Annotated in this window: 24 protein-coding genes; 21 read left to right on the plus strand and 3 right to left on the minus strand. The window is 54.2% G+C overall.

Going from position 1 to position 26,674, the window contains the following annotated elements:
* Positions 1-2 precede the first annotated feature (2 nt).
* The 14 genes from DNK50_RS11895 to DNK50_RS11960 all read left to right on the plus strand — a co-directional run bounded on the left by DNK50_RS11895 (position 3) and on the right by DNK50_RS11960 (position 15,143).
* Positions 3-884 (plus strand): NAD(P)-dependent oxidoreductase, encoded by an 882-nt coding sequence (locus DNK50_RS11895; RefSeq protein ID WP_112194178.1) that lies wholly within the window; start codon positions 3-5, stop codon positions 882-884.
* Positions 881-1,903, plus strand: a complete 1,023-nt coding sequence (locus DNK50_RS11900) for a GDP-mannose 4,6-dehydratase (protein ID WP_305891551.1) — start codon at positions 881-883, stop codon at positions 1,901-1,903. The genes DNK50_RS11895 and DNK50_RS11900 overlap by 4 nt, the downstream gene beginning before the upstream one ends.
* A complete protein-coding gene (locus DNK50_RS11905) occupies positions 1,903-3,225 on the plus strand; it encodes an oligosaccharide flippase family protein (protein WP_112194180.1) in 1,323 nt (440 codons plus the stop codon). The genes DNK50_RS11900 and DNK50_RS11905 overlap by 1 nt, the downstream gene beginning before the upstream one ends.
* 51 nt (positions 3,226-3,276) lie before the next feature.
* The gene (locus DNK50_RS11910; protein ID WP_112194182.1) at positions 3,277-4,224 is read left to right on the plus strand and encodes a glycosyltransferase family 2 protein; all 948 of its coding nucleotides are present in this window, start codon (positions 3,277-3,279) and stop codon (positions 4,222-4,224) included.
* Positions 4,225-4,250: 26 nt separating this feature from the next.
* A complete protein-coding gene (locus DNK50_RS28790; protein WP_162633373.1) occupies positions 4,251-5,384 on the plus strand; it encodes a hypothetical protein in 1,134 nt (377 codons plus the stop codon).
* Positions 5,384-6,076 (plus strand): glycosyltransferase, encoded by a 693-nt coding sequence (locus tag DNK50_RS11920; RefSeq protein ID WP_112194186.1) that lies wholly within the window; start codon positions 5,384-5,386, stop codon positions 6,074-6,076. The genes DNK50_RS28790 and DNK50_RS11920 overlap by 1 nt, the downstream gene beginning before the upstream one ends.
* 12 nt (positions 6,077-6,088) lie before the next feature.
* Entirely contained in the window at positions 6,089-7,207 is a 1,119-nt protein-coding gene (gene gmd / locus DNK50_RS11925; RefSeq protein WP_112194188.1) for a GDP-mannose 4,6-dehydratase, read from the plus strand.
* 3 nt (positions 7,208-7,210) lie between these two features.
* Positions 7,211-8,185, plus strand: coding sequence for a GDP-L-fucose synthase (locus DNK50_RS11930; protein WP_112194190.1), 975 nt, complete (start codon positions 7,211-7,213; stop codon positions 8,183-8,185).
* Between the two features lie 275 nt (positions 8,186-8,460).
* Complete coding sequence (locus tag DNK50_RS11935; RefSeq protein ID WP_112194192.1) at positions 8,461-9,876, plus strand: mannose-1-phosphate guanylyltransferase/mannose-6-phosphate isomerase; 1,416 nt, start codon at positions 8,461-8,463, stop codon at positions 9,874-9,876.
* Positions 9,877-9,880: 4 nt separating this feature from the next.
* Positions 9,881-10,630: a glycosyltransferase family 2 protein gene (locus tag DNK50_RS11940; protein ID WP_112194194.1), complete on the plus strand. Its 750-nt coding sequence runs from the start codon at positions 9,881-9,883 to the stop codon at positions 10,628-10,630.
* A 5-nt stretch (positions 10,631-10,635) separates the two neighbouring features.
* Positions 10,636-11,598, plus strand: a complete 963-nt coding sequence (locus DNK50_RS11945; RefSeq protein WP_250925404.1) for an NAD-dependent epimerase/dehydratase family protein — start codon at positions 10,636-10,638, stop codon at positions 11,596-11,598.
* A 17-nt stretch (positions 11,599-11,615) separates the two neighbouring features.
* On the plus strand, positions 11,616-12,641 hold the full coding sequence (locus DNK50_RS11950) for a glycosyltransferase family 4 protein (protein WP_371929493.1): 1,026 nt from the start codon (positions 11,616-11,618) through the stop codon (positions 12,639-12,641).
* A 60-nt stretch (positions 12,642-12,701) separates the two neighbouring features.
* Positions 12,702-14,699 carry a nucleoside-diphosphate sugar epimerase/dehydratase gene (locus DNK50_RS11955; protein ID WP_162633410.1) on the plus strand — a complete coding sequence of 666 codons (1,998 nt, stop codon included), beginning with the start codon at positions 12,702-12,704 and terminating at the stop codon, positions 14,697-14,699.
* A gap of 111 nt (positions 14,700-14,810) precedes the next feature.
* Positions 14,811-15,143 (plus strand): helix-hairpin-helix domain-containing protein, encoded by a 333-nt coding sequence (locus DNK50_RS11960; protein ID WP_099587319.1) that lies wholly within the window; start codon positions 14,811-14,813, stop codon positions 15,141-15,143.
* A gap of 16 nt (positions 15,144-15,159) precedes the next feature.
* Here the strand turns inward: DNK50_RS11960 and DNK50_RS11965 are convergent, their stop codons facing one another.
* On the minus strand, positions 15,160-15,738 hold the full coding sequence (locus tag DNK50_RS11965; RefSeq protein WP_112194201.1) for a TetR/AcrR family transcriptional regulator: 579 nt from the start codon (positions 15,736-15,738) through the stop codon (positions 15,160-15,162).
* Positions 15,739-15,868: 130 nt separating this feature from the next.
* Here DNK50_RS11965 and DNK50_RS11970 point away from each other — a divergent pair, with 130 nt between their 5' ends.
* Together DNK50_RS11970 and DNK50_RS11975 are read left to right on the plus strand one after the other, a co-directional pair.
* Entirely contained in the window at positions 15,869-16,513 is a 645-nt protein-coding gene (locus DNK50_RS11970; RefSeq protein WP_112194203.1) for a GntR family transcriptional regulator, read from the plus strand.
* Between the two features lie 15 nt (positions 16,514-16,528).
* Positions 16,529-17,377: a DUF1989 domain-containing protein gene (locus DNK50_RS11975; RefSeq protein WP_099587316.1), complete on the plus strand. Its 849-nt coding sequence runs from the start codon at positions 16,529-16,531 to the stop codon at positions 17,375-17,377.
* Between the two features lie 6 nt (positions 17,378-17,383).
* On the opposite strand, the gene DNK50_RS11980 is transcribed toward DNK50_RS11975, so the two are convergent.
* Together DNK50_RS11980 and eat are read right to left on the minus strand one after the other, a co-directional pair.
* The gene (locus DNK50_RS11980; RefSeq protein WP_081797766.1) at positions 17,384-17,551 is read right to left on the minus strand and encodes a DUF2897 family protein; all 168 of its coding nucleotides are present in this window, start codon (positions 17,549-17,551) and stop codon (positions 17,384-17,386) included.
* A 111-nt stretch (positions 17,552-17,662) separates the two neighbouring features.
* Positions 17,663-19,027 (minus strand): ethanolamine permease, encoded by a 1,365-nt coding sequence (gene eat / locus DNK50_RS11985; protein WP_095184207.1) that lies wholly within the window; start codon positions 19,025-19,027, stop codon positions 17,663-17,665.
* A gap of 401 nt (positions 19,028-19,428) precedes the next feature.
* On the opposite strand from eat, the gene kdpF reads away from it, so the two are divergent.
* From kdpF to DNK50_RS12010, 5 genes are all read left to right on the plus strand, one after another.
* Positions 19,429-19,518: a K(+)-transporting ATPase subunit F gene (gene kdpF / locus DNK50_RS11990; RefSeq protein ID WP_003218754.1), complete on the plus strand. Its 90-nt coding sequence runs from the start codon at positions 19,429-19,431 to the stop codon at positions 19,516-19,518.
* A 9-nt stretch (positions 19,519-19,527) separates the two neighbouring features.
* The gene (kdpA, locus tag DNK50_RS11995) at positions 19,528-21,222 is read left to right on the plus strand and encodes a potassium-transporting ATPase subunit KdpA (protein ID WP_112194205.1); all 1,695 of its coding nucleotides are present in this window, start codon (positions 19,528-19,530) and stop codon (positions 21,220-21,222) included.
* Positions 21,223-21,236: 14 nt separating this feature from the next.
* A complete protein-coding gene (gene kdpB, locus DNK50_RS12000) occupies positions 21,237-23,294 on the plus strand; it encodes a potassium-transporting ATPase subunit KdpB (protein WP_177411516.1) in 2,058 nt (685 codons plus the stop codon).
* 40 nt (positions 23,295-23,334) lie between these two features.
* Positions 23,335-23,880, plus strand: a complete 546-nt coding sequence (gene kdpC / locus DNK50_RS12005; RefSeq protein ID WP_099587312.1) for a potassium-transporting ATPase subunit KdpC — start codon at positions 23,335-23,337, stop codon at positions 23,878-23,880.
* A gap of 125 nt (positions 23,881-24,005) precedes the next feature.
* Positions 24,006-26,657, plus strand: a complete 2,652-nt coding sequence (locus tag DNK50_RS12010; protein ID WP_112194207.1) for a sensor histidine kinase KdpD — start codon at positions 24,006-24,008, stop codon at positions 26,655-26,657.
* Positions 26,658-26,674 lie beyond the last annotated feature (17 nt).

Consider the following 26,674-nt stretch of genomic DNA (forward strand, 5'->3'; position numbering starts at 1 on the left):
GTATGAAGAATATATTGCTGACAGGCGCCACCGGTTTTTTGGGAAGCGCACTTGCACGTCATTGGATACGTAGCGGTTACAAGGTTTCCGCTCTAACACGTCCGACAACGAATACAGTCCGGATCCAAGATTTATTGGATGGTATCCAATTGATCTGTTGTAATGGGGATGAGGATGTGCTCGGTGCAGTTGCTAAGGTTGCGCCGGATTATATTATTCATACGGCGTGTTCGTATGGTCGTGCAGGAGAATCACTTGTCGAAATATTTGACGTGAATGTGCGCCTTGGACTGCTGTTGATGGAGGGAGCCAAACTTCTTGGTAAGGAAGTTTTCTTCGTCAATACCGGGACAATACTTGATCCGACTGTCAGCAATTATGCGATGTCAAAACAATGTTTCAGTGCACTGGGAGCGCAGCAGGCCAGGCAAATTGGCTCAGGGATTAAGTTTATTAATATCTCCTTGCAGCACATGTATGGGCCTGGCGACGACAAGAGTAAATTTACAACTCATGTTATAAGCTCCTGCTTGGAAAATAAAGAAAATTTGAAGTTAACATCTGGTACTCAAAAAAGAGACTTTATCTTTATAAGTGATGTCGTAAGCGCCTACGATGCGATTCTTTCGAATGTTGGGAGTATCGCTGATTTTGAAGATGTTGAAGTCGGCTCTGGCGAGGCCGTGTACGTAAGAAAATTTGTTGAGCTTGTTCATTCGCTTACAGCTTCTAAAACGATCTTGGAGTTCGGTGCAATTCCATACCGTATTAATGAAGCAATGTTATTTGAAGCTGATATTAGTCGTATGCGTTCATTCGGTTGGGTACCTTCGATCTCGCTGGAGGAGGGCATAAAAATGACGGTCAATAAGGATAGTGCATGATGAAAGTACTCATTACGGGTGGTTGTGGTTTTCTAGGTAGTAATTTGGCGTCTGATGCCATTCAGCGCGGTGATGAAGTCGTCATTTTTGACAGCTTATATCGTAGTGGCTCAAGGGACAATCTTACTTGGCTGCAGAGCCAAGGAGGGATTATATTTGAGCATGGCGACATACGTAATCAAAATGATATTACCCGGATTATTCAACTCTATAAGCCTGATGTAATCTTTCATCTTGCTGGACAAGTCGCGATGACTACCTCCATCGCTAACCCTCGTATGGATTTCGAGGTTAATGTCATGGGGACACACAATTTACTGGAAGCAGTACGTTTACATGTGCCGGACGCTACCGTCGTATATTCGTCCACCAACAAAGTTTATGGCGATCTTGAGCAATATAGCTATCGTGAGACGACCACTCGCTATGAGTGTACTGATAAATTGAACGGCTTCGATGAAACTACTCAGCTCGACTTTCATTCTCCCTACGGCTGCTCCAAAGGTGCCGCTGATCAATATATGCTGGATTATGCGCGGATCTTTGGTTTAAACACCGTCGTCTTTCGCCATTCCTCTATGTATGGCGGTCGTCAATTTGCTACGTACGATCAAGGATGGGTGGGGTGGTTTTGTCAAAAAGCCATTGAAACCAAGAAGGGAAAAGCAAAAAGTCCGTTTACGATTTCAGGTAGTGGCAAACAAGTTCGTGATGTACTGCATGCCGACGATATGAAAACTCTATATATGAGTGCTGTGAGCAATATTAAATTGGCCAGGGGGCAGGCGTTTAACGTGGGTGGTGGGTTTTCTAATAGCCTTTCGCTACTTGAGTTGTTTTCTCTGCTGAATGAAATAAACGATATTGAGTTAAATTACACACGGCTTCCCGTTCGAGAAAGCGATCAGCGAGTCTTTGTGGCCGATATTACTAAGGCCTACGATCTGTTGGGTTGGAAGCCGAAGGTCTCAGCAAGAGATGGTGTAGCACGCATGGTCGGTTGGGTGAGCCAGCAGTAATGCCTGAGAATGTAAATGTTGAGCGGACTCGCAACTACCTAAGGCAGATCAAGGGCGCTGTCTTATATAAAGGGGGGGCGGTCGCTGCCTCATTTTTGGCAATTCCTCTTATGATTTCTTATCTGGGAGTCGCTCAGTTTGGCATCTGGTCAACATTGCTGACTATTATGTCTTGGGTGGTTTTTTTTGATTTGGGGGTAGGTAACGGGCTCCGTAATAAAGTTGCGGAGTCTCTTGCTAAAAACAATTCAAGCGAAGCACGCAACTATATTTCGTCCGCTTATAGTCTGATTGCTCTCGTTGCTGTTTTGCTTTGGTTGTTGTTTACTTATTTCTCATATTCTGTTTCGTGGCAGCGTATCTTCAATACGGAGTTGGTAGCTGAAGAGGACCTTAGGAGCGCAGTTCAAGTTGCCATAACATTTATGTTGATTAATTTTTGGATTGGTTTGGTCACTGCGCTATTGGGTGCGGTGCAAAGGACTGCTCTTGTATCGTTAGGTCAGCTATTTACAAATGTATTTGCGCTGGTTGCGGTTTACCTGTTAGGTGTTTTTAGTGATGCGAGTATTATTAAGCTTTCTTGGATGTATGGGGTTGGGTTGCTGGGGGGGAATGTTTTTTTAAGTATTTGGTTTTTCCGAGAGTATAAAGGTTTGATTCCAGCTTTCAAATTGCGGCGTGATCACGTGACGCCATTGCTGTCGGTAGGTATTCAGTTTTTTGTTATTCAGTTAGCTGTTCTGGTCGTATTCGCCACAGATAAGATTTTAATAACTCAATTATTTGGTCCAGAGTATGTGGCAGAGTATGAGGTTGTTTTCAAACTGTTCAGTATCATTACATTTTTGCATACAATGATTTGTTCGCCGCTGTGGTCGGCCTATACTGACGCCTACCATCGTCACGACACTGCTTGGATTGTGCGAATGCTTCGAGCGCAGTTGAAACTATATAGTTTTGTTGTGGTCTGCTTAATGGGTCTTGTGCTATTAGCGCCATTGGTTATAAGTATTTGGATTGGTCATGAATTTCCAGTATCTATTTCGTTGGTTGCTCTTGTTGCGCTTTTTGTAGCTGTGACTACGTGGAACAATATTTTTGCAGTAATGCTTAATGGTGCTGGCGCTATTCGTGTGCAACTTTATACCGCGATAACAGCAATGATTACTAATATTCCTCTAGCGTTTTTGATGGTTAAGTTTTTCGGGATGGGGGTGGGCGGCATTGTTTTGGCCGCGACACTGAGTCTGTTGTTTTCTGCTGTACTCCTACCTCTACAGGTACATAGATTGTTGGGGGGGAAGGCAGCCCTGATTTGATTTAGCTGTGTTTTTAGACTTGGACTGTATTTATTATTTTAAGGGTTTTGAATGATGGATTTCAAGAGTTTAGTGAGTGTTTTGGTACCGGTCTATAATCGAAAAGATATAATTGTTGAGACATTAAATTCTGCGCTATCTCAAACTCACGAAAATATTGAAGTCGTAGTTGTCGATAATTGCAGCGTCGATGGTACATGGGAGTTGATTTCTGCTCTGGCGAAAACGGATGATAGATTAAAGGTTTTCCGCAATTCCACTAATCTCGGCCCTGTTCGAAATTGGTTAAGGTGCCTGCAAGAGGCGAAAGGCGTGTATGGTAAGATTTTGTGGTCTGACGATCTTATTGCTCCTAACTTTTTAGAAGCTACTTTGCCCTTCCTTGAAAATGATAGTGTGGGTTTTGTCTTTACGGCCACTAGGGTTTTCAGTTCCGATCCAAGTCAGGGGAAGTTGCACCATTCAATTGGGGTGAGTGGCGTATACAGTGCTGAAAGCTTTATAGAGGGGGATATGAAGGGGGCGGGGTACCCGGTATCGCCTGGCTGTGCACTGTTCCGGTTACAGGATTTGCGGGATAATCTATTGCTGCAAATTGAAAACTCCGTGGGTAGTGATTTTTCGATGCATGCGATCGGAAACGACCTTCTTTTGTTCCTATTGGTTTCAAATAAGTATCCGAAATTTGCCTATGTTTCTGATGTTTTATCTTTTTTTAGAGCGCATGAAGGATCAATTAGTATTGCATCAAAAAACTGTAAGTTGCCACTTCATTACAATTTAGCGCGTGCTTATTTTGTTGAGTCGTTCAGGCGGGATTTGATATATAAGCTCAACGCCAGCTTATACCTCCACTTGCTCCGGTATCCTGATTCCAAGGAGTACGGAGTGCGCGGCATATCTGATTTTTATGTAAATAATAAGAATTTTTCTTTTTCTCGGCTTTATGTGGTTCAGCTTTTCGTTCGCAAGGTCTTCAGGAGATATTTTCCTATTTAGATTCTGCGCTTAATTTAGGGGGGGGTATGTATTTAGTTTTTTATATGTTGTCAAGCTTTCCCGCTTTGGCTTTTAATTTTGGGATGGGGAATGTTCCTATTAGGTACTTGGCACTACCAATGCTTGTTTCTTTCTCAAAAGTTAAGAAAGTTGATTTTTTGATTTTGTTTTGCTCGATCCTTCATTTTGTTTACTGTATAGGGGCGGCGGGAGTAAGGCCCTTTGCAGTGATAGATTTTAGTTACGTTTTGGGTTTTGTCTATATTCTATTGGGTGTGAGTGTTGTCAGGAAAAATCCACGCGCCTTTCGCATGTTTGTAATTTGCTTTTGGTGCTTTAATATTGTATATGCATTATATCAGGACCTTGTTTTAATGCTGGGCGGTGGTCAAAGTTGGGTTTTAATACACGAGAATACACACGATCTATCATACACCATTCCACCCGTTGAACTCTTTCCGTCCCTTTATCGTGTAACAGGGTTATTTATAGAGTCTGCACCATTTGTGATCTATCTAATGATTACGCATTTGGCATTCTCTGTCATGGGAGTATCTAGGTGGTTGAAGTGGATTAATTTGGTTTTGATTTTTTTTGCAGGTGCTAAAGTTGGTTATGTATTTTTGTTGCTTTTGATGGCTAGCCTTATAGTTAGCAGAATGGGTTTTAGACTTCTAAAATTCATGATCGCTGGTGTCTTAATGTTATTGATGTTTGCGCCTATTTTGTTAAATTTGATAGTGGAAGCCAATTCATTTGGAAGTTTGTGGGTGCGATTGAGTGCTTTTTACGAGCTTTTTTTCGATTTTTCCTCTAGTGTATTCGGTTTGCTCTTCGGGTACGGTTTTGTTTCGAGCGCGCAGTTAATCAGTGGCGATTTTGAAGGGCCTATGCGCGGAATTGATTTTTTTTCAACCTATATATACGCTAATGGTGTTCTAGGGTCATTGGTGTTGTTGGGTCCATTGGTTCTATGGGTTTTCCGAAATGCTCGTGCTCTTACGCTTGTACAAAAAAACTTATCAAGTTTAATTGTTTTCTTGGCGCTACTTACAATGGGTTCCTTGCTGAACTTTCAGTATGCCTACTATCTGTTTTTGATCGCATATTCTGCTGAAAATCATGAGCGTATGCGAGTTCGGTTTGAGGAAGTTGACTGATGGTGAAGTTGAGCATTATTACAGTGGTTTACAATGATCGTGCGGGCTTTATTAAAACGGCTAATAGCGTCGCTGAGCAGCGAGGTTTTTATTCTGAGATTGAGTACGTCGTAATTGATGGAGGATCCAGGGACGGCACAGCCGAAGCTATTGCTGAAGCGTCCAGCGGAATTGATTATTGGGTTTCCGAGCCGGATAAAGGGATTTATGATGCGATGAACAAAGGCATTCAAGCGGCTACAGGGTCAGCGTTGTTGTTTTTGAATGCAGGTGACTATTTTGTTGGTAATGTATTAGGCTCGTTTCGTACTGCTCCTGCGTTCCTTCCAGTTAAATATGTTGATGTTCTTGGCCGATTTCGTAATCGCCCAATAGAAAATCCGCGTACGGGGATTTCCAACTGTCATCAGGGAATTATATTTGAAGCTAAAGCTATCGAATACGATTGTGCTTACGACATTTGTGCCGACTACAAGTACTTTTTAGATCATGGTTATGATAATAAAATAACTATGCTCCCATCGGTTGGATATGTTTTTTTTGATGCTGTGGGTGTCAGTGCGAAGCGTATTTATGATAGAGATCGTCAGATTTTTGATATTCGTCGACAGCGCTTTGGTTTAGCTGTGGGGCTGGTCTACGAGAGTCTTCCATTTCTAAAAAGATGTATTAGAATCATCTTGAGAAAATAGATAAGGGTTTTTATGAAGAAGGCATTAATCACAGGCATCACTGGGCAAGATGGCTCTTACTTGGCTGAATTCTTGCTTGAGAAAGGCTACGAAGTCCACGGCATCAAGCGCCGTGCCTCGTCCTTCAACACCCAGCGCGTGGACCACATCTACCAAGACCCGCATGTCGACAATCAGAATTTCGTCCTGCACTACGGCGACCTGACCGACTCCTCCAACCTCACCCGCATCATTCAGGAAGTGCAGCCGGACGAGGTTTATAACCTCGGCGCACAATCCCACGTTGCCGTGAGTTTCGAGTCGCCTGAGTACACCGCTGACGTTGATGCCATGGGCACCTTGCGTATCCTGGAAGCCATCCGTCTGCTGGGTCTTGAAAAGAAAACCAAGTTTTACCAGGCGTCGACCTCCGAGCTGTATGGTCTGGTACAGGAAATTCCCCAGAAAGAGACCACGCCTTTCTACCCTCGCTCCCCTTATGCGGTAGCGAAAATGTATGCGTACTGGATCACGGTCAACTACCGCGAAGCCTATGGCATGTATGCCTGCAACGGCATTCTGTTCAACCATGAATCTCCGCGCCGTGGCGAAACATTCGTAACCCGCAAGATCACTCGTGCTTTGGCAAATATCTCGCAGGGCCTGGAGAAGTGCGTTTTTCTTGGCAACATGGATGCGCTGCGTGATTGGGGTCATGCGAAGGACTACGTGCGCATGCAGTGGATGATGCTGCAACAGGACGAGCCTGAAGATTTCGTGATTGCCACGGGCGTCCAGTACTCGGTACGTGAGTTCGTGCGTTGGTCGGCTGCTGAGCTGGGCATTGAGTTGCGTTTCGAAGGTACGGGCGTTGACGAAGTTGCTGTCGTTGCTGCGATCAACGGTGACAAAGCACCGGCGTTGAATGTGGGTGATGTTGTGGTTCGGGTTGACCCGCGCTACTTCCGACCTGCCGAAGTGGAAACCTTGCTGGGTGATCCGACCAAAGCCAAGACCAAGCTGGGCTGGACCCCGGAAATTACCGTTCAGGAAATGTGTGCCGAAATGGTGCGTGAAGACTTGAAAGTAGCGCAGCGTCATGCCTTGCTCAAGCAGCACGGGCACGAGGTTCCTGTTGCAACGGAGAACTGATCAGTGGCTCGTGATTTGAACGAATCGGTGTTGGTAGTCGGGTATCGCGGCATGGTGGGTTCAGCCATCGTGCGGCGCTTGTCTGCCTTAGGCTATACAAATGTCCTGACTCTTGGTCGCGAGAATCTGGATTTGCTTGATCAGGGCGCTGTGCGGGGGTATTTCGATTCGCACAAGGTCGATCAGGTCTATCTGGCTGCTGCGCGTGTTGGGGGTATTCATGCCAACAATACCTATCCCGCAGATTTCATTTACGACAACCTGATGATTCAGGCGAACGTCATCGAAGCCGCGCATCGTGCTGGTGTGCAGAAGCTGCTGTTTCTGGGCTCTTCGTGCATATACCCAAAATTGGCCGAGCAGCCAATGACTGAACAGGCGCTGCTGACGGGAACGCTCGAATCGACCAACGAGCCTTATGCGATCGCCAAGATTGCCGGGATCAAGTTGTGCGAGAGCTACAACCGTCAGCACGGTCGCGACTATCGAAGCGTGATGCCGACCAACTTGTACGGTCCGCACGACAACTACCACCCGGATAACAGCCACGTAATTCCAGCGTTGTTACGGCGTTTCCACGATGCCGTCGAGAAAGCAGTCGAAGAAGTTGCGATTTGGGGCAGCGGCAAACCCATGCGTGAGTTTCTGCATGTTGATGACATGGCGGCAGCCAGCGTCCATGTGATGGAGCTTGAGGGGGAGGTCTATCGTGCCAATACTCAGCCGATGCTTTCCCATATTAATGTGGGCACCGGCATTGATTGCACGATTCGTGAACTGGCGGAAACTATCGCGAAAGTTACCGGTTTCAAGGGGGCGTTGACGTTTGATGCCAGTAAGCCGGACGGCACGCAACGCAAGTTGATGGATGTATCTCGGCTCAGGTCTATGGGCTGGCAGGCGAGCATTGGGCTTGAGGATGGCTTGAGAGACGCCTACAAGTGGTTTGTCGCCAATCGTCTGGATGCTCGAGGCTGAGTGTGTGGGAATAGCGCCTGCGTAACAACGCTGGCGCTATCCCATACGTTTTGGAAATCTGACCTTTAGTGCCTGGGTGAACCGAGGGCGCCTTACTCATCTTCTATGCGTGTGCTAAGTAGGGCGTGATGCCGGAGTTTTAGCAATGCCAGTGATTCACCGGCAGGCGTATGATGAGCGCCACGCCCCTTATTAGTAAATGTCACCGCATCGTGCATAAGCCCCTCCGCGAGTGTCCCGTTGTGCTGATCAAGTAAGAATCAAAGGATGATTTAATGTTTCTTCCGGTAATCATGGCGGGCGGCTCTGGCACTCGTCTTTGGCCTTTGTCTCGTCAGTTGAACCCTAAGCAGTTCCTGCCGTTGGTAGATGCGGACCTGACCATGTTGCAAGCTACCATCAAGCGTCTTGATGGATTGGAGCATGCTGTCCCTCGTCTGATCTGTAATGAAAATCACCGTTTCCTTGCGGCGGAACAGCTTCGGCAGTTAGGGCTGGAAGAAGCCAACATTATTCTTGAGCCGGTCGGACGAAATACCGCCCCCGCGATTGCGCTGGCTGCGTTGCAAGCGCTGACCGATCAGGAAGACCCTATCCTGTTGGTGTTGGCAGCAGATCACCTGATTCAGGATGTTGATGCGTTTCATCAGAGCATTGCGAAAGCCCAGGTTCTCGCTGAGGCGGGTAAGCTCGTGACATTCGCAATTACCCCGACGCATCCTGAAACGGGCTACGGTTATCTTCAAATGGGGTCGCCTGTAGGAGAGGGGGGCTTCAAGGTCAATCGCTTCGTTGAAAAGCCAGACCTTAAAACGGCAGAACAGTATTTATCTGACGGTGATTATTTTTGGAACAGTGGCATGTTCATGTTCCGGGCCAGCCGCTACCTTCAAGAGCTTGAGCGGTTTCAGCCGAAGATTGTTTCTGTTTGCCGGGAGGCGTTGGCTGGCGGCCAGCAGGATATGCACTTCACCCGCGTCGACAGTTCGATATTCGTTACCAGCCCAGATGATTCGATCGACTATGCCGTCATGGAGAAGACCTCAGACGCGGTGATGGTGCCTCTGGATGCTGGCTGGAGCGATATCGGCTCTTGGTCTGCGCTCTGGGAGGCGGGTGAAAAAAACTCCGAAGGCAACTTGTTCAAGGGCGATGTACTTTCGGAAAATACGTCGGGTAGCTATGTTCATGCCACACATCGTTTGGTGACTACGGTTGGTGTGACAGACCTGATTATTGTAGAGACCAAGGACGCTGTACTTGTCGCCCATAAAGATCAGGTGCAAGACGTCAAGAAAATCGTCGACCAGCTCAAGGGTTGCAAGCGTCAAGAGCATGCGAATCACCGTGAAGTCTATCGTCCGTGGGGCGTCTACGATTCCATTGATAATGGAGAGCGCTACCAGGTCAAGCGAATCACCGTTAAGCCCGGTGAGAAGCTTTCAGTACAGATGCATCACCATCGTGCCGAACACTGGATTGTCGTGAGCGGAACAGCGCGCGTTACCAATGGTGAAAAAACCTATTTGGTCACTGAAAACCAATCGACATATATCCCGATTGGTCAGATTCACGCGCTGGAAAACCCTGGAATGATTCCACTCGAATTGATCGAGGTGCAATCAGGTTCATACCTGGGAGAGGACGATATCGTCCGTTTTGAAGACATCTATGGTCGGGTGAAAGGCTGATACTGTGAAAATTTCGATCATCACCGTTTGCTATAACAGCGCCTCGACCATTCGCGACACCCTGGAATCGGTACTCTCCCAGACCTACCAGGATATTGAGTACATCGTCATAGATGGCGCCTCCAAAGATTCGACACTGGCGATTATCTCGGAATATGAAGGGCGTATATCGACGGTTCTCAGCGAGCCTGACAAGGGCATTTATGATGCGATGAACAAAGGCATCAAGTTGGCGACGGGCGACTATGTCGGCATCCTCAACTCGGATGACGTGTTCTCAAGTACGTCCACGATTGAAGACTTGGTCAAGTTTCTGGAGGCCAATCCAGCGTGCGATGCATCCTATGCAAACCTGGTGTTCGTCCAGCGGGACAATACTGATGTCGTTACCCGCAAATATTCGTCCTCTGGCTTCTCGACCTGGAAAATCCGTTTCGGATTCATGATTCCGCACCCGACTTTTTATGCTCGTCGCAGCCTGTTCGATCAATTTGGATACTATAAATTGGGTTATCGCGTTTCGGCAGACTTCGAACTGATGACGCGCTTCATTACCCAAGGCATCAAGCTCTCAAGGCATGACGCTAACATGGTCAAGATGCGACAGGGCGGGATCAGCACGACGGGATTTTGGTGGAAAGTGCACCAAAATTTGGAAATCGTCAGGGCGTGCAAAGAAAACGGGATCTATACCAACATTCTTATGGTTGCCTTGAAAATTCCTTTCAAGCTTGCCAGCTACTTTTTTAAGTGATGCCTGTGAACAAGGTTTTGCTCACCGGCGCGACTGGTTTTGTTGGTTCGGCGCTTCTGGCCTATTTGCAAGAGCAGGCGCGTCATCCTGTGGCTATTGCCTCCCGTTCTGAACCCGTAGGGGTTGAACGTGATTGTCAGGTTTTCAACCTCGGCGAATTTGGCGCGCAAACGAACTGGCATCCCGCGCTAAGGGGCGTTGGCTGCGTAGTTCATATGGCAGGGCGTGCACACGTCCTGACACAGGAGCCCAACGCGCTTGAACTCTTCCGAGAGGCCAATACGCGGGCGACGCTAAATTTGGCCTCGCAGGCGGCCGCCGAAGGTGTCAAACGGTTTATCTTCATCAGCTCAATTGGCGTAAACGGGGGGTATACCACCGATCTCCCTTTCTCTGAGTCGTCCGCGCCTACGCCTAACGCAGATTACGCAATCTCCAAGCAGGAGGCGGAAGTCGGGTTATTGCAACTCGCACAGACTACTGAGATGGACGTGGTGATCATTCGGCCGCCTTTAGTCTATGCCGCTCATGCCCCTGGGAACTTTCGCAGGCTGCTCAAGCTGGTTCATTCAGGCATTCCTTTGCCTTTTGGGCGAGTTAATAACAGCAGAAGCATGATTGCCTTGGAAAACCTGGTTGATTTCATCGCCTTTTGCATAGATCACCCAGCGGCGGCTAATCAGGTTTTCTTGGCATCAGATGGTGTTGACTTCTCTACGGGACAAATGGTCAGGCTTTTAGCCAAGGGCATGGGGCGAAAAGCGGCGCTAATCCCGGTTCCAGTGTCGGTGCTGCGGGTGTCTGCGAGACTATTGGGGAAGCAGGGGGTCTATACCCAATTGTGTGGGTCTTTGCAGATAGACGCATCCAAAGCCAAGCAATTGCTTGGCTGGACGCCGCCCCTGTCAGCTGAGGCTGCAATGATCAGGGCTGGGCAAGAGTTCAATAACCGCATCGTCGGTTCGTAAAGCGTTTGGAGTATTGAGTGATGGTTTGGCTGTTTTTTATTATTACGGGCGGCATTTCTCTGCTGCTGACAAGTGCTTTACGACGCTACGCGCTTGCTAAAAGCCTGATAGACGTGCCCAACGCGCGTAGTTCCCACACGGTTCCCACGCCTCGTGGTGGTGGCGTGGCGATCGTGTTGAGCTTTTTGTTCTTGTTGCCTGTTCTTGCGATATTTTCGCTTTTATCTTGGTCGTTTACCTGGGCGCTGTTAGGCGCTGGCGCCGGCATCGCAGTACTGGGTTTCCTGGATGATCATGGGCATATCGCAGCACGTTGGCGGCTTCTTGGGCATTTCAGTGCTGCCGTGTGGGCACTTTTCTGGTTAGGTGGAGCGCCCCCTTTGGCTGTAATGGGCACTACATTTGACATGGGTTGGTTTGGCATCGTGCTGGTCGCGCTCTATTTGGTCTGGATGCTCAACCTTTACAACTTCATGGATGGAATCGACGGATTAGCCAGCCTTGAAGCTATTTTTGTTTGCCTGAGTGCGGCGATGATCTATGCATTGCTGGGGCTTGGTTCTCTGGCCTGGGCGCCGTTGCTGTTGTCATTCGCGGTCGGCGGTTTTTTGTATTGGAACTTCCCCCCTGCGAAAATTTTCATGGGGGATGCAGGCAGTGGTTTTCTAGGTGTAACGCTGGGGATTTTTTCCGTGCAAGCGGCCTGGGTCTCTCCTTCACTCATTTGGGTGTGGGTGATCCTGATGGGTGTTTTTATAGTGGATGCCACCTTTACACTGATCAGGCGCCTGGTTCGGGGAGACAAAGTCTATGAAGCCCACCGAAGCCATGCCTATCAGTACGCATCCCGAAAGTATGGTCGTCACTTACCTGTTACGTTGACTGTCGGTCTGGTGAATCTGATCTGGCTGCTACCTATCGCGCTGTGTGTTGCCCTGCTTGGTCTGGATGGCTTACTGGGCGTGATAATTGCGTACATTCCGTTACTCATATTGGCCAGCATGTTTCATGCGGGCGCCGTCGAGAAAAACGAACCGGTGTAGTAAGTTGTCAGTGTATTCAGTCATTTCGTTTTTTTGTATTGCGGTGCTTGTTCGGAGGTAATTATGGATATGTTACGGACCTATTTGTTGGGCCTGCCTCGCCGGTATAAACGATTTATCCAAGTACTGACTGACGTCATACTGGTTTGGTTTGCACTCTGGATGGCGTTTCTGGTGCGTTTAGGGATAGACGACATGATCAATCCTATCCGTATGCACCTCTGGCTGTTTCTCTCCGCACCGCTGATCGCCATTCCCCTGTTTGTCCGTTTTGGTATGTACCGCGCCGTCATGCGTTATTTTGGTAATGATGCTTTGATTGCGATCATCAAGGCCGTGAGCCTTTCATCTTTGATATTGGCATTGGTGGTTTATTGGTACAGCAACCACCAGAACGTGGTGCCACGCTCGATTATTTTCAATTATTGGTGGCTCAGCCTTATCACCATCGGCGGCCTGCGCCTAGCAATGCGTCAGTACTTTTTAGGGGACTGGTTCACTGCGGCGCAACATGTCCCCTTCACCCGTCGCGATAACGGCTTGCCGAAAGTAGCCATCTACGGCGCTGGTGCTGCGGGTAACCAGTTGGTCGCGGCGCTGCGCATGGGGCGAGTGATGAGACCCGTCGCGTTTATCGATGACGACACGAGTATTTCTGATCGGGTTATCTCGGGACTTCAGGTCTACAAGCCCAAACATATTCAACGCATGATTGATATGACGGGGGCTGAGGAAATCCTGCTTGCGATTCCGTCCTCAAACCGAGGCAGACGCCGTGAAATTCTCGGTTTTCTTGAAGGATTCCCTCTTCATGTGCGAAGTGTTCCAGGTTTCATGGATCTCGCCAGTGGCCGGGTCAAGGTTGATGATATCCAAGAGGTTGACATTGCGGACTTGCTAGGGCGTGACGCGGTCCCTTCTCAGGCGGATTTACTGGAGCATTGCATTGCAGGGCAGAGCGTTTTGGTCACTGGCGCTGGCGGCTCTATCGGCTCTGAATTATGTCGGCAGATCTTATCTCTAACGCCCAAAACCCTGTTGCTGTTTGAACACAGTGAATTCAACCTTTACAGCATTCTTTCTGAACTCGAACAGCGGGTTTTGCGTGAGTCGTTGCCGGTCAAGGTCTTGCCAATTCTGGGCTCGGTTCGTAATCAGTCTAAGCTGATGGACGTCATGAAAACCTGGCACGTCGACACGGTCTACCATGCTGCGGCTTATAAGCATGTACCGATGGTTGAACACAATATTGCCGAAGGCGTGTTGAATAATGTCATTGGAACGCTTAACACTGCACAGGCTGCCCTGCAGGCTGGGGTTGCCAATTTCGTCCTGATTTCCACAGATAAAGCAGTACGCCCGACCAATGTGATGGGCAGTACCAAACGCTTGGCAGAGCTTACGTTGCAAGCGCTCAGTCGTGAGTTGGCCCCTGTTTTATTTGGTGACAGAGCCAACGTTTCACACGTCAACAAAACCCGTTTCACGATGGTTCGTTTCGGCAACGTACTGGGTTCGTCGGGCTCAGTCATTCCTCTGTTCCATAAGCAGATCAAATCCGGTGGTCCGTTGACGGTCACTCACCCGAAAATCACCCGATACTTTATGACCATCCCTGAAGCTGCGCAGCTGGTTATCCAGGCGGGTTCGATGGGGTTGGGCGGCGACGTATTTGTGTTGGATATGGGGGAACCGGTAAAGATCGTTGAACTGGCTGAAAAGATGATTCATCTATCAGGATTCAGTGTGCGCTCGGACAAAAATCTTCATGGCGACATCGCCATCGAATTCACCGGCCTACGCCCCGGTGAAAAGCTTTACGAAGAGTTACTGATCGGCGACAACGTTGTCGCTACACGACACCCCATGATCATGAGCGCCAACGAAGATCATTTATCCTGGGATGTGCTCAAAGACAAGCTGACGGAGCTGCTGGCCGCGGTGGAACAAGATGACTACACCCGCGTCCGCCAACTCCTGCGCGACACTGTAAGCGGCTACTCCCCTGACGGAGAAATCGTCGACTGGATCTACCAGCAACGTCGCTTGGAACCCTGATTTAACACTCTGTTACGCAAGCATTTTTGACGAATCCCCAACATCACCTAAGTTTGAAAAGCAGCTTCGGAAAAGCTGCTTTTCCCTCAACGATGTCAAGGAGCGTCACCCATGCAGAAAACCTACATTTCTTCGCTGATCTTCGCCTTCCTCACAACCCTCTCCGTCGCCGCCACCGCTGCGCCGTCCATCAAGCCAGAAGCCCCAACCCCTGTCACCGCGCAGATGACTCAGGTCGAGCAGTCCGCCAAGGTCAACCTGAACGCCGCCGACGCCGAGACCCTGCGTCGGGATCTGTTCGGCATTGGCGCGGCCAAAGCCAAGGCGATCATTGCCTACCGCGAAAGCAACGGTCCGTTCACGGCGGTGGATGAGTTGTTGGAAGTGAAGGGGATCGGCAAGGCGTTGCTGGAGAAGAACCGCGACAGGTTGGTGATCAACTAAACGTCCAAGAGGCCGGTCATTGATCGGCCTCTTTCTCCTGCAGATTTTGCGTTTTCAGGTTCTCCCGTACTACTTCCATGATCCGTCTTGCCAATTGTGGATCTTCAACACTTCTGGCCAAGACCAATGCGCCTACCAGTGTCGACATCATCATCAGACTTTCTGCGTCGCAACGTCCCGCGCCCAGTGCCGTTTCAATTTGCTTGAGCCTTGCGTCGAGCACGTGGTCGGTGGTTGCACTGGGTTGGCCTCTCAAGCCCAGTTCGGAAGACATCGTTGGCAACGGGCAGCCCTGGTCCGGTGAGGTCAGGTGCCATTCCGACAGGTAGCTGTCGATAAACGCGTCCAGCGGCCGTTCCTGGCTGAACAGCATGTCGCAATGGGCATCCAGGTCGGCCGCCGCAGCCTGTAGCGCTTTTTCCACCAGCTCTTTCTTGGACCTGAAGTGCGCGTAGAAGCCGCCATGGGTCAGGTTGAGCGCTTTCATCAGCGGCTGCAGGCCGGTGGCGTCGATGCCGTCACGGCGAAAGCGGGCTGACGCTTCCTTGATGATGCGTTGGTGGGTCTGGGCTTTGTGCTCTTGGGAATAACGCATAGGGCGGCCTCGGTGACAGGCTGGCATTTTAACCAACCTGAACTTTTTTACACGGTTGGCGAAGCTAAGGTGTTGGCATGAAAAGTGATTACCTCTACGCAAAAGATTGTTCAACAATCGTGAGGGAATGATGACTCCCAGTTTGTCTTTAGCCGACCAGATTGCCTTGGAGCTGCGCGCCGACATTATCGGCGGGCGGTTATTGCCAGGTATGGCATTGGTCGAGGTGGATCTGGTCCGGGCCTACAGTGCGTCGCGTAACACCATTCGCGAAGCCCTGCACCGTTTGGGTCAGGAAGGGCTGACCCGTTACGTGCGCAACAAGGGTGTGATGGTCCGGCGACTGCAGCGGGAGGAGGTTCGCGACCTGTTTGTCGTGCGCCGCACCCTCGAATTGCAGGCCATCGCCGACAGCAGCGCGTTGACGGATGAACAATCTGAACGCATGCAAAACGCCATCGACGCCACCACCCTGGCCCGTGAGCGCGAAGACTGGCGCGCCGTGGCCACCCACAGTTTGTTGTTCCATCAGCACATTGTCGGGTTGATGCGCAGCCCGTTGTTCGATGAGTTTTTCGCCCAGGTCATCGCCCAATTACGCTTGGTGTTTTGCGCGGCGCTCGATGAGCAGCGATTCCAGTCGCCCTGGCTGGAACGTGACCGCGAGATTTACACGTTACTGGTCCAGCCGAATAAAGCCGCGGCAGGGGAGGCGATGAGCCTGTACCTGGAGGATTCCGAACGCATCTCGTTGGCTCTTTTTACCCACCCCTGATTGAGGATCTGCATCATGTATAAAGACTATCCGGCCGCTTATCAGGTCAGCAAAGGCTCGGCGTTGCAGGTCGATACGGCGTTTTACGAGCGTATTCGTGACCGGGCGGATCAGCGCACGTTGATCGAACAGTTTGAAGTGCCGATTCGCACTGGAAGGGCGTGGAAGGTGCCGGCCGGGCATGTGTTTCGTGTCACCACGCCGGTGGGGCCGCAGGTGGGTGACTTTAACGTATGGAATGCCAATGACCCTCGTGAACGTCTTTGGGCGGCGCGCACCCGCCAATTGCAGGGCGCTCATGTCAGCACCCATGACCGCTTGTGGTCGAACCTGCCGTTTTTGCGGCCTTTGGTTACGATCACTGATGACAGCCTGGCCGGTTACGGTATCGACGAGCACGGCGGGCGCTTGCATGACTTGCTTGGCACGCGTTGCGACCCTTACGTGAACCGCATGCTGACGGGTGAGGATTTCCATCACCACTGCCACTCCAACTTGACGCGTGCGGTGTTGCCCCACGGTCTGACGGAATTCGACGTGCATGACGTGTTGAATATTTTCCAGTGCACCGGTCTCAATCACGACGACATGTATTTCATGAAGGCGTGTCCTGCACAGAAGGGCGATTACCTGGAGTTTTTTGCCGAAATTGATTTGCTGTGTGCGCTGTCGACCTGCCCGGGTGGGGATTTATCACTGCCGATGTGGGGCCCGGATGCGCAGGATCCACTGACGGTGTGCCGTCCGCTGGGTGTCGAGATCTATCAGTTGGAGGATGAGTTACTGAATGGCTGGAGCCAGCCAGAGCGTGCTGCCTACAAGGGGCAGCACGGGTTGCAGATTGCCAAGGCGGATTGGGAGTAATCGATCCTAGCGATCCTGTGAATCCTTGGCATCCGCCTGGGCGTTGCGTTCGGCCACGCGTTTGCGTTGCTCGTCGGTGAGCTCCACTTTGTTGGCGCTGTCTCGCAGCATCATCAGCCCCCCGACGATCGACCCGATCGCGACCACCATAATCAACCACGCATACCACGGCATAAGGCTCTCCTTGAGGCAGATTGCCGTGGGAGAATTTTCCCACGGCAATAGCTGCTTTGAGTAACGGGCTTTCTGAGTAGTTCAGTGTAGGCCCGTTCTGCCTCGTAAACCTTAGAGCCCGGTCAACATTGCATCTGCCGGCGCATCGGCACGGTCTTGCGCGGTCAGTTGGAAGTAGATGAAACCCACTGCCATAAAACCCAGGAAGATCAACCCAATCAGCGTGTTGAACCACGCCATGGCCACCAGGCACACCACCGCCAATACCAACGCAATGCCTGGCACGATCGGATAACCCGGCGCGCGGAAGGTGCGTTCCAGCAGCGGTTCGGTCTTACGCAATTTGAACAGGCTGAGCATGCTCATGATGTACATGACGATCGCGCCGAACACTGCCATGGTGATCATCGCTGCAGTCAGGGTCATGCCGCCTAGGTTGATCAGGCCGTCGCTGTAGATAGCGGCGATGCCGACCACGCCGCCGGCGATGATGGCCCGGTGTGGTGTCTGAAAACGCGACAGTTTGGCGAGGAATGACGGCAGGTAGCCGGCGCGGGCCAAGGCGAAGAATTGGCGCGAGTAGCCCAGGATAATGCCGTGGAAGCTCGCCACCAGGCCGAACAGGCCGATCCACACCAGCATGTGCAACCAGCCGGAGCTTTCGCCGACCACTGTTTTCATGGCCTGTGGCAACGGGTCGTTGATGTTCGACAGGGTGCGCCAATCGCCCACGCCACCCGCGAAGAACATCACGCCCATGGCCAGGATCACCAGGGTCAGGATGCCGCTGATATAGGCCTTTGGAATCGTGCGCTTCGGATCTTTCGCTTCTTCAGCCGCCATGGCTGCGCCTTCGATGGCGAGGAAGAACCAGATGGCGAAGGGAATCGCGGCAAACATGCCCGCAATTGCCGGAGCGCCAAACGTGTCGGAACCCGCCCACCCGTTCAGGGCGAAGTTACTGAAGCTGAAGGCCGGCGCAACCACGCCCATAAACACCAGCAACTCGGCGACAGCGAGCACGCACACCACCAGTTCAAAGGTCGCGGCGAGCTTCACGCCAAGGATGTTCAAGCCCATGAACACAATGTATGCACCGACGGCCGCGTGTTTGGGGTCCAGCGCTGGAAACTGCACATTCAGATAAGCGCCGATGGCCAAGGCAATGGCAGGTGGCGCGAAGACAAATTCGATCAGTGTGGCAAGGCCGGCGATCAAACCGCCTTTCTCTCCAAACGCCCGACGGCTGTAGGCAAATGGCCCGCCAGCATGGGGAATTGCGGTGGTCAGCTCGGTGAAACTGAAGATAAAGCAGGTGTACATCGCGGCGACCATCAACGAGGTCACCAGAAAGCCCAAGGTCCCGGCCACGCCCCAGCCATAGCTCCAGCCGAAGTATTCCCCGGAGATCACCAGCCCGACGGCAATGCCCCATAAATGCAGGGTGCCTAGGGTGGGTTTGAGTTGTGTGTTCATTGTGTTGCTCCCTGAACGGTTTGGAATGATTCAAGGTGTTGCAGCGGCCATGCCAGCCTGAGAATCATTGTCGTAAAGGCGCGCAACTGTCGTCTGGGGGACGGTTTGGCGTTTGAAACTTTGCCTTGTTGCACCAGATAAGTGCGGGGGGGACTGTGCCGACGCTATCGGGGGCAAGCCCCCTCCCACATTTTTACCGGTATATGCAGGGCCAAGTGTGGGAGGGGGCTTGCCCCCGATGAGGCCCTCCCAGCCACTGCAAATCCCTCTGTAAACCCCGTATAAACCCACTCTTTACGCCGTCTTTACGCCCCGCCTGCACCCTCGCTCTCGTTCCTTTACACCACTCCTGCGGACAATTGCCCCACACGCGGCACTCGCCGCTGAACGGAGAGACTTCCATGAGCGTTCTGGACGGGGTGTCACTGCTATTGGCCGTGGCGCTGTTCATTTATCTGCTGGTTGCGCTGCTACGCGCGGATCGGAACTAGGAGCTGGCCATGCACAGTTATGACTATTGGCTGATCATTGCCTTCTTTGCCGTGGTACTGGTGCCAGCCCCCTTCCTGGGGCGGTTCTACTACAAGGTGATGGAGGGCCAGCGCACGTGGCTGACTCCGGTCCTGGGGCCTGTCGAAAAAGCCTGTTATCGCCTGTCGGGTGTCGACGCGCAGCAGGAGCAGAGCTGGCAGAAATACATGCTGGCCTTGCTCGCATTCAACCTCGCGGGTTTTCTGCTGCTTTTCGCGATCCTGGTGTTCCAGGACTATCTCCCACTCAACCCGCAGAAATTGCCGGGGCAAGAGTGGACGCTGGCCTTCAACACCGCGGTCAGTTTCATGACCAATACCAACTGGCAGTCCTACAGCGGCGAGGCGTCACTGAGCTACCTCAGCCAGATGGCCGGCCTGACCGTGCAGAACTTCGTCAGTGCGGCGACCGGTCTGGCAGTCCTGGTCGCTCTGTGCCGTGGGATCGGTCGCAAGTCGGCCCAGACATTGGGTAACTTCTGGGTTGATATGACCCGCGCTACCCTCTACGGCCTGTTGCCGCTGTGCCTGGTGCTGGCGTTGTTCCTGGTGTGGCAGGGCGTGCCACAGACTTTCGCCCATTACGTCGATGCCGTGACGCTGCAAGGCGTGGATCAGGTCATCCCCCTCGGCCCGGCGGCCAGTCAGATTGCGATCAAGCAACTGGGCACCAACGGTGGCGGCTTCTTTGGGGTCAACTCGGCGCATCCGTTTGAAGATCCGACCGCGTGGGCCAACCTGTTTGAGGTGGCGTCCATCATTCTGATCCCGGTGGCGCTGGTCTTCACCTTCGGTCACTACGTCAAAGACCTGCGCCAGAGCCGCGCGATCCTTGGCTGCATGCTGGCGCTGTTCCTGATCGGCGGCGCGACGTCTCTCTGGTCCGAATACCAGCCCAATCCGACCCTGAACAACCCGGCCGTGGAGCAGACCGCACCGCTGGAAGGCAAGGAAACGCGCTTCGGTACCACCGGCACGGTGCTGTGGTCGGTGACCACTACCGCGGCGTCCAACGGTTCGGTCAACGGCATGCAGGACAGTCTCAGCCCCCTCAGCGGGATGGTGGCGCTGGTCAACATGATGGTCGGTGAGGTTATCTTCGGCGGCGTTGGCGCCGGCATGTACGGCATGTTGCTCAACGTGTTGATCGCGGTGTTCCTCGCCGGTTTGATGATCGGTCGCACCCCGGAATACCTCGGCAAGAAGCTACAGGCCAAGGAAGTGAAACTGCTCGTCGTGACCTTGTTGGTGATGCCGGTTGGCGTGCTCGTGCTCGGTGCCATTGCCGCCAGCCTGCCAGGTCCGGCCGGCGCCATCAGCAACCCGGGCCCCCACGGTTTCAGCCAGTTGCTCTACGCGTATACATCGGCCAGTGCCAACAACGGCTCGGCGTTTGCTGGCTTCAGCGCCAACACGCCGTTCCATAACCTGATGCTCGGCCTGGGCATGTTGATCGGCCGCTTTGGCTACATCCTCCCGGTACTGGCCCTGGCCGGCAGTCTGGCGATGAAAAAGAGCGCACCGATTGGCCAGAACAGCTTCCCCACCCACGGCCCGCTGTTCGTGACCCTGTTGACCGTCACCATCTTGCTGGTAGGGGGCCTGACTTTCCTGCCGACGCTGGCGCTGGGTCCTATCGCCGAACACTTGAGCATGGGCTTCTGAGAAGGGATATGAACATGAATATGCCTGCAAAAAACGCGGCCCCGGTCAAACCCCAGGAGCCTGCCAAAACCGCCATCTCTGCTCTGTGGCGCCCGGCGCTGGTCCAGGCGTTCGTCAAGCTTGACCCGCGCCAGCTGAAGCGCTCGCCGGTGATGCTGGTGGTCGAATTGACTGCGATCCTCACCACGGTGCTGTGCTTCGTGCCCGACACCACCGTGCCGACTTTCGTTGCCGTGCAGATCGCCGTGTGGCTGTGGTTCACCGTGCTGTTTGCCAACTTCGCCGAAGCCTTGGCCGAAGGGCGCGGCAAGGCGCGCGCCGACAGCCTCAAGGCCGGTAGCGAAGGCCTCAGCGCACGGCGCAAGGAAGCCGATGGCAGCTTCAAGGTCGTGCCCGCCACCAGCCTGCGCAAAGGCGACGTGGTGCGCGTTGCCGCCGGGGAGATGATCCCCGGTGACGGCGAGGTGATCGAAGGCATCGCGGCGGTGAACGAAGCGGCGATCACTGGCGAATCCGCTCCGGTGATCCGCGAGTCCGGCGGCGACCGCTCGGCAGTCACCGGTAATACGCGGCTGGTCTCGGACTGGCTGCTGATCCGCATCACCGCCAACCCCGGCGAGTCGACCCTGGACCGCATGATCGCGTTGGTGGAAGGCGCCAAGCGCCAGAAGACTCCCAATGAAGTTGCGCTGGATATCCTGCTGATCGGCCTGACGCTGATCTTCCTGTTGGTGGTCGTGACGCTGCAGCCGTTCGCCCACTTCGCCAATGGCAGCTTGCCTTTGGTGTTTCTGGTCGCACTGCTGGTGACGCTGATTCCTACGACCATTGGCGGCTTGTTGTCGGCCATCGGCATCGCCGGCATGGACCGCCTGGTACGCCTCAATGTGATCGCCAAGTCCGGCCGTGCCGTGGAAGCCGCGGGTGACGTGCATGTGTTGCTGCTGGACAAGACCGGCACCATCACCTTTGGTAATCGCCGCTGTGCAGCGGTGGTCGCGGCGCCTGGCGTCAGCGGCCGCGAGGTGGCCGAAGGCGCGCTGTTTGCGTCCCTGGCGGACGACACGGCGGAAGGCAAATCCATCGTTGAATACCTGCGCGCCTTGCACCCTCAGGCCGAGCCTGCGCCGGACGAGTTGACCGCCGTGCCGTTCAGCGCCGAAACCCGGCTATCCGGCGTTGACTGCCAAGGCCGCGTGTATCGCAAAGGCGCAGTGGATTCACTGCTGGCATTTATCGGCCAGCAGCGCCTTGACCTTGCACCTGCGTTGTCGCGGGAAATCGACAAGATCGCCCAAAGCGGCGGCACCCCGTTGCTGGTGTGCGCCGATGGCAAGTTGCTCGGTGCGATTCATCTTAAGGACGTGGTCAAGCCCGGCATCCGCGAACGTTTCGCCGAGTTGCGCAAACTGGGCATCCGCACCGTGATGGTTACCGGCGACAACCCGCTGACGGCTGCTGCGATTGCCGCTGAGGCGGGCGTGGATGATGTGCTGGCCGAAGCCACGCCAGAGAAAAAACTTGCACGTATACGTCATGAGCAGAACGACGGTCGTCTGGTGGCCATGTGCGGCGACGGCGCCAACGATGCACCGGCACTGGCCCAGGCCGACGTGGGCATGGCCATGAACGACGGCACCCAGGCAGCGCGTGAAGCCGCCAACATGGTCGACCTCGACAGCGACCCCACCAAGCTGCTGGATGTGGTGCAGATCGGCAAGGAATTGCTGGTGACCCGTGGCGCGCTGACCACCTTTTCCATCGCCAACGACGTGGCCAAATACTTCGCGATTCTGCCTGCGCTGTTCGCCTCGATCTATCCGCAACTGGGTGTGCTCAACGTCATGCACCTGCAGAGTCCGCAGAGCGCGATTCTGTCGGCCATTGTGTTTAACGCGCTGATTATCGTGGTGTTGATCCCGCTGGCATTGCGCGGTGTACGCGTACAGGCGGCGAGTGCAGCGGCGTTGCTGCGGCGCAACCTGTTGATCTATGGCGTGGGTGGGTTGCTGGTGCCATTCGTGGGCATCAAGGCCATCGACATGCTGCTGACCGCGCTGCACCTGGTTTGAACTGGCTACCTTGGTTTGCCGATTTATTGAGGATTTGACTATGACTAACATGATCCGCCCGGCCCTGAGCCTGCTGGTCCTCATGACCCTGATCACCGGTGTGGCCTACCCACTGGTGGTCACCGGCGTGGCGCAAGTGGCCTTCCCCGACCAGGCCAACGGCAGCCTGGTGCGCGACGCCGATGGCAAGGTGCGCGGCTCCAGCCTGATCGCCCAGGATTTTACCGGTGACAGCTGGTTCCACCCGCGCCCATCGGCGGGTGCTTTTGCGACCGTGTCGAGCAGCGCCAGTAACCTCGGCCCGAGTAACCCAGCGTTGGCTACCCGTGTATTCGATGACGCGAATAAACAGCGGGTGCCCAGTCAGGGGCCGGTGCCGTTGGCCTCGCTGACTACCTCTGGCAGCGGTCTTGATCCACACTTGCCACCTCAGGCGATTGCCTATCAACTGGCGCGAGTGGCGGCGGCGCGGAATGTGCCGGTGTCGACCTTGCAACGGCTGCTGGATGAGCACATCGAAAGCCCGTTGGTGGGGCCGCCGGTAGTGAATGTGCTGGCGCTGAACATGGCCCTGGAAAAGTTGTAGGCATTAAGACCACCATCGGGGGCAAGCCCCCTCCCACAGGGAAATGCATTCCAAATGTGGGAGGGGGCTTGCCCCCGATGGAGCCCTGAAAAACTTTATACAAACACCTGAAGGAACCCCCACGCATGAGCGACTCCGGCCGCGCCGATGCCCTGCTCGCCGATCTTCCCCGCAACGGCCGTGGCCGGCTCAAAGTTTTCCTCGGCGCCGCACCGGGCGTGGGCAAGACCTACGCCATGCTGCAGGCCGCCCACACCCAACTGCGCCAGGGCGTCAAGTTGGTCGCCGGCGTGGTGGAAACCCATGGCCGCGCCGAGACCGAAGCCTTGCTCAGCGGCCTGCCACAGCAACCGTTGCTGCGCAGCGAATACCGCGGCGTGATGCTCGAAGAAATGGACCTCGACGGCCTGCTCGCCACCAAACCCAAGTTGGTGCTGGTGGACGAACTGGCCCACAGCAACGCCCCGGGCAGCCGTCATGAGAAGCGCTGGCAAGACATTCAGGAACTGCTTGCCGCCGGCATCAACGTGTTTACCACGGTCAACGTCCAGCATCTGGAAAGCCTTAATGACCAAGTGCGCGGCATTACCGGCGTGCACGTGCGTGAAACTCTGCCCGACTGGGTGCTGCAAGAGGCCGACGAACTGCTGCTGATCGACCTGCCATCCCGCGAGCTGCTGGAGCGTCTGCGCGACGGCAAAGTCTACGTGCCGGAACAGGCCCGAGCGGCCATCGATGCGTTTTTCACCCAGACCAACCTGATGGCCCTGCGCGAGCTGGCGATGCAGACCGCTGCCGCCCATGTAGACGACGACTTGGCCCAGGGCTATCGCCAGCTTGGTCAGGCGGCACCGGCGGTGCGCGGTCGTTTGCTGGTGGGCGTGGACGGTGATGCCCAGGCTGAACGCCTGGTACGGCATGCGAGTCGGGTGGCACAGCGTCGGCACTTGCCGTGGAGCCTGGTGCATGTCGATAACGGCCGCGCACGGGATGAACAGTCGCGTCTGCGCCTGCAAAACGCCCAGCAATTGGCCGAGCGTCTCGGCGGCGAAGTCGTGTTGCTACGGGCGGGGGAGGTGGCCAAAACGTTGATCCAGCACGCCGCCGAACGCCGCGCCAGCCTGGTGTTGGTCGGGCAATCGCGGATGCGCTGGCGCCGTCGCCTGTTTGGGGGCGGCCTGGCGGCGCGTCTGTTACGCAATGCGCGGGGTCTGGAAATCAACGTGCTCGACAGCGACGACATTCCCACACCGCCGCGTATGCCGCAGGTGCGCGGGCTGGTGTGGTTCGATTACGCCTTGGCGGTGTTCGCAACGCTGGTGGCTGCGGGCGTGGCCTGGGCGGTGTCCAGTGTGTTGCCGTTGCCGAATATCTCTTTGGTGTTCCTCGCCGCCGTCTTGCTGGTGGCGGTGCGCAGTAGCCTGGGGCCATCCCTGGTGTGCGCGGCGTTGTCATTTCTGACCTACGACTTCCTGTTTATTCCGCCGAATTTTTCCTTCTCCATCCAGCGCGAAGAAGATGTGCTGACCCTGCTGTTCTTCCTGCTGATGGCGGCGCTCACCGGCAACCTCGCGGCGCGCCAGCGTCGACAATTGCAGGCATTGCGCGACACTCAGGAAGAAACCAGCGAGCTGCTCGACCTGTCACGCAAACTCACGGCCGCCACCGATCGCCAAGCGGTGGTCAGCGCGGCGGCCCATCACCTGGAAGGCTGGAGCGATCTGGACCTGTGCCTGGTCAATCGCGACGGTCAGGGCGGCTGGAAGGTCGAGACCGGCGGCCCGCTGACCCTCAGCGAAGCCGAACGCGCCGCGGCCGACTGGGCCTGGCAACATGACCAGCCCGCTGGCATGGGCACTGGCACCTTGCCGTTTGGGCGTTGGTGGTGGTGGCCATTGTCGGGCGAGGAAGGTCCGCTGGGCTTGCTGGGTGTCAGTGCCAAACCGGGCCAGGCGTTGAGTGGTCAACGCCGCCGCCTGCTCACCGCGTTGAGCCAGCCACTGGCCCAGGCCCTGGCCCGTGCGCAGTTGGCGCAGGAGCTTGAATCCGCACGTCTGCACGGCGAAACCGAGCAACTGCGCAGCGCCTTGCTCGCGTCGGTGTCCCATGATCTGCGCACGCCGCTGACGTCCATGCGCGGCAGTATCGACAGCCTGTTGGCGTTGGGTGAAGCCATCCCCTTGGAGGACCGTCGCGAATTACTCGAAGGCACGCGCGATGAAGCCGAGCGCCTCGATCGTTATATCCAGAACCTGCTGGACATGACGCGCCTGGGCCATGGCGCGCTCAAACTTGCGCGGGATTGGGTGTCGCCGGGCGATATCGTCGGCAGTGCCCTCGGCCGTTTGCGTGCGGTGCTGGCGCCGTTGCAGGTGAGCACCGAGGTGCCGCCTGAGCTGCCATTGCTGTATGTGCATGCGGCCTTGATCGAGCAGGCGCTGGTCAATGTGCTGGAGAACGCCGCACGCTTTTCACCTCTTCAGGGACGCTTGCAATTGAGTGCCGGCGTGTCGGATAACCAACTGTTTTTCGCGGTGGCCGATGAGGGGCCGGGTATTCCCGAAGACGAGCGTGCGAAAATTTTCGATATGTTCTACACCGCCGCACGCGGTGATCGGGGCGGGCAGGGCACCGGCCTCGGCTTGGCGATCTGCCAGGGCATGGTCGGGGCGCACGGAGGGCATATCCGCGTGGCCGATGGCATTGAAGGGCGCGGCACCTGCATCACCTTGTTTTTGCCATTGCCGACACAGCCTGGCCTGGAGCCTGAGTCGTGAGCTACCCTCTTTTCTCC

The organism is Pseudomonas sp. LG1E9, assembly GCF_003290225.1.
Classification (GTDB): Bacteria; Pseudomonadota; Gammaproteobacteria; order Pseudomonadales; family Pseudomonadaceae; genus Aquipseudomonas; species Aquipseudomonas cyclaminis.

What these genes read in the sequence shown, in the direction of transcription:
- kdpF (WP_003218754.1), top strand. Translation starts at nt 19,429, where the DNA reads ATGAGCGTTCTGGACGGGGTGTCACTGCTATTGGCCGTGGCGCTGTTC.
- kdpB (WP_177411516.1), top strand. Translation starts at nt 21,237, where the DNA reads ATGAATATGCCTGCAAAAAACGCGGCCCCGGTCAAACCCCAGGAGCCT.
- DNK50_RS11965 (WP_112194201.1), bottom strand. Translation starts at nt 15,738, where the DNA reads ATGCGTTATTCCCAAGAGCACAAAGCCCAGACCCACCAACGCATCATC.
- DNK50_RS11900 (WP_305891551.1), top strand. Translation starts at nt 881, where the DNA reads ATGATGAAAGTACTCATTACGGGTGGTTGTGGTTTTCTAGGTAGTAAT.
- kdpC (WP_099587312.1), top strand. Translation starts at nt 23,335, where the DNA reads ATGACTAACATGATCCGCCCGGCCCTGAGCCTGCTGGTCCTCATGACC.
- DNK50_RS11975 (WP_099587316.1), top strand. Translation starts at nt 16,529, where the DNA reads ATGTATAAAGACTATCCGGCCGCTTATCAGGTCAGCAAAGGCTCGGCG.
- DNK50_RS11970 (WP_112194203.1), top strand. Translation starts at nt 15,869, where the DNA reads ATGACTCCCAGTTTGTCTTTAGCCGACCAGATTGCCTTGGAGCTGCGC.
- gmd (WP_112194188.1), top strand. Translation starts at nt 6,089, where the DNA reads ATGAAGAAGGCATTAATCACAGGCATCACTGGGCAAGATGGCTCTTAC.
- DNK50_RS12010 (WP_112194207.1), top strand. Translation starts at nt 24,006, where the DNA reads ATGAGCGACTCCGGCCGCGCCGATGCCCTGCTCGCCGATCTTCCCCGC.
- DNK50_RS11905 (WP_112194180.1), top strand. Translation starts at nt 1,903, where the DNA reads ATGCCTGAGAATGTAAATGTTGAGCGGACTCGCAACTACCTAAGGCAG.
- kdpA (WP_112194205.1), top strand. Translation starts at nt 19,528, where the DNA reads ATGCACAGTTATGACTATTGGCTGATCATTGCCTTCTTTGCCGTGGTA.
- DNK50_RS28790 (WP_162633373.1), top strand. Translation starts at nt 4,251, where the DNA reads ATGTATTTAGTTTTTTATATGTTGTCAAGCTTTCCCGCTTTGGCTTTT.
- DNK50_RS11980 (WP_081797766.1), bottom strand. Translation starts at nt 17,551, where the DNA reads ATGCCGTGGTATGCGTGGTTGATTATGGTGGTCGCGATCGGGTCGATC.
- DNK50_RS11895 (WP_112194178.1), top strand. Translation starts at nt 3, where the DNA reads ATGAAGAATATATTGCTGACAGGCGCCACCGGTTTTTTGGGAAGCGCA.
- DNK50_RS11910 (WP_112194182.1), top strand. Translation starts at nt 3,277, where the DNA reads ATGATGGATTTCAAGAGTTTAGTGAGTGTTTTGGTACCGGTCTATAAT.
- DNK50_RS11960 (WP_099587319.1), top strand. Translation starts at nt 14,811, where the DNA reads ATGCAGAAAACCTACATTTCTTCGCTGATCTTCGCCTTCCTCACAACC.
- DNK50_RS11920 (WP_112194186.1), top strand. Translation starts at nt 5,384, where the DNA reads ATGGTGAAGTTGAGCATTATTACAGTGGTTTACAATGATCGTGCGGGC.
- eat (WP_095184207.1), bottom strand. Translation starts at nt 19,027, where the DNA reads ATGAACACACAACTCAAACCCACCCTAGGCACCCTGCATTTATGGGGC.
- DNK50_RS11935 (WP_112194192.1), top strand. Translation starts at nt 8,461, where the DNA reads ATGTTTCTTCCGGTAATCATGGCGGGCGGCTCTGGCACTCGTCTTTGG.